A 2,538-nucleotide genomic window follows, 5' to 3' on the forward strand; every position below is an offset into this window, starting at 1 on the left:
TGGACAAAGATGCACCGATCGAGACATGGGCTGACCGGCTTCGGCATCTTTGGCACGACACCAGTGCCTACGATCGCGCATCGAAAGCTGCCCGCGATCACGCTGCCCGTGCCGAAATGGTGCCGGACTGGCAAATCAATCAGCTTGTCGACATTCTTCGAGCGCCCGTGCCGGAACCTCAGCACTGACCAGCCCTCCGGTGTTCAGGACGGAGGAAGGCCTTTCCTGACGCTTTCAGCCTGGTCCAGTGCGGTTTCTGGATCAGCAGATGGCGCCGCCTCGACCCTCGGTGATAAGGTTGCCGGTTCAGAGAACCTGCGCACAGGAATCGCATCGTTTGGACCCGGTATGTCCAGCACGACCTCCAATACGTCACCGCCTTGGATGAAATCGCCCCGTCCAACAGGGAACGTCACCGGCCCCTCCGGCCTCTGCCGGGTAATCTGCAACTGCGGCGCTACGAGTGCGGAAAGCTGCACAAGTCCCGTGCCCGTTCGAGTGGCGTCAGCGAACAGCGCAGCGTCAGTTTCCATGCGAAGCCTAAGCTCTCCGATGGCCGCACGCTGATCCTGTAGTCCCTGTACCAATTCGCGGCTGCGTTCGTTAACCAGATCAAGGCGGTCGCGGCGCGCTTCGTTAAGGCGCTGCTCAGCATTCAGCCGGGCGGTTTCCACTTCGAGCAACCGCACCTGTTGATCCGTCACTTGGCGCTGAAGCGCGCTCTGGCGCGAGGTGGTCGACAGACCGCGTTCGACAAGGCTTGCGGCGTCCCGAAGCTCGCCTTCCAGCAGGCCAAGTTGCTTTTCACGCAACTCGGCCTGCGCGTTCAGACGAGCGATGCGTTCCCGCAGCAAAACGTCCAGATCGTCGATCTGCGCAAGGCTGGAACCAAAGGCTGATTGCCGCGCCGCCATAATTCTGCGCTCCTCCGCGATCAACTCAGCACCCAGCGATGAGGCCGTAAGCTCTTCGGGCGGGGTCATCTCCGTCTCGGCTTCCTCGGCTTGCAGACGAGAGAGTGTCGCCAGCCGCCGCAACAGCTCAAGCTCGCGAACCCTGTAGTTGCCTAGCGCATTCAACGCACTGCTTTCACCTTGCACGAAAGCAGTGCCCGGGCCGTCGATGCCTCCGGCCAGGCTGAGTGCCTGCAGAACGGTCAACTGCGGCGCATGGGGGTAGACACCTGGCGCGCGCACATCGCCCAACACGTAAATCGGGGCAAATTCTGCAATGCTGACCACGACCTCAACATTGCCGCGCAGACCAACACCCACCTGGAGCTGATCAGAGATCTGCATTGCCAGATCATCGGGTTTCATACCGACCACCGTCAGTGTGCCAACAAGGGGAAGTGTCACGGTTCCGCTTGTACTGATTGGATAGGCCCCACCGACTGCAGGCCAGTCACTGTATGTCTCCTGAACCGGATCCCAGCGGCCGATCCGGATATCGATGACCTGTTGCGGTGCTAATGTCTGGCTCTCAACTGCCCCGGTCCCGGTCTGGGCATGCGACTTCAACGGCACAATGCCAGAAAGAGCCGCGATCATGAGGGTCGCAGCCACAGCCCGCAGCTTGGTGCGCCAGAAAACCCGCACCTCACGCATTGATCTCAAGCTCCTCATAGCTGCCCGAGCTCATGTATTTCCGCGCGACCGTGAGTTCGGCATCCTCCAACACTGTAGTGGAAAGTGCATCGCGGAATCTCGGATGATCTGCCAGTGCATCGGTTATGAACTCCGGCGACACCTTACCCCAAGGTATCCGCAGCAGCGTCGTATCATAGGCCCAAGCATGAGGATCTGACCGATATGCGTCTGCGATGGGACGCAGTGCAAGGAGAACCACATCGAATTCCTCGCGCAGACGGCGGGCGATCGGGCTGAAATCGCCGCCCGAAACCTCAATGCCATCCACCACGCTACGAAGCGCCACAACCTCAAGACCTGTCTCGGCATGCGTCGCCGGCGATATCTGTGCCTCGTCTTCAAAGATCAGCAATACGCGCCGCGCTCCGCCGCGCGACAGATGCGCTGCAAGTTCGGCGGGCATAGCGCTTGGCTTTTCAAGCCCGGGCAGCAATGGTGCTATTGCCACAAGCCGCCCCTGGTTCTGTAGCACGGTGCTATCACAGGCTTGGGCCAGCCGCTCCAACGTGCGTTTGCGTGCATTCAGTGCGCCTTTATCCTTGAGGCTGCGGCGCCGCGGCAACAGCCCGGCACAACGCAGTCCGGCATTTCGGCGCAGTTCAGAAACCGTGCGGGCAGGCTTGGCCGAAATCTCCCGCAATGTCCCGATCATCACGCCGATCAAGCCACCCAGAAAAATGCCTGCGGCCAGCATCATTTTCTTTCTTGGGCTCGAGGCATCACGTGGGATTTCCGCGGGCGATATCACCTTGATTGAAGCGATCGGGAAGCCCTGTTGCTGCATGGTGACTTCGAGACGCTGGAGGTAGTCGCGATAAACCTGCGCGTGGGTTTCCGCGATGGCTTCAAGCTGTTGCAACTGACCGCGCAGGGCAAGTGCCGACTGCGA

2 protein-coding genes and 1 pseudogene are annotated in these 2,538 nt (G+C 60.4%); 1 reads left to right on the forward strand and 2 read right to left on the reverse strand.

Annotated elements, in window-relative coordinates:
• A pseudogene (locus AC6RA8_RS22095) lies at positions 1 to 188 on the forward strand (hypothetical protein); the annotation flags it as partial.
• A gap of 15 nt (positions 189 to 203) precedes the next feature.
• On the opposite strand, the gene AC6RA8_RS22100 reads toward AC6RA8_RS22095, so the two are convergent.
• Both AC6RA8_RS22100 and AC6RA8_RS22105 read right to left on the reverse strand, forming a co-directional pair.
• Positions 204 to 1,607: a polysaccharide biosynthesis/export family protein gene (locus tag AC6RA8_RS22100; RefSeq protein ID WP_500355940.1), complete on the reverse strand. Its 1,404-nt coding sequence runs from the start codon at positions 1,605 to 1,607 to the stop codon at positions 204 to 206.
• On the reverse strand, positions 1,600 to 2,538 hold a 939-nt coding region (locus AC6RA8_RS22105; protein WP_500355942.1), incomplete at its 5' end, for a hypothetical protein. The genes AC6RA8_RS22100 and AC6RA8_RS22105, both read right to left, overlap by 8 nt.

The organism is Tateyamaria sp. (assembly GCF_059783535.1).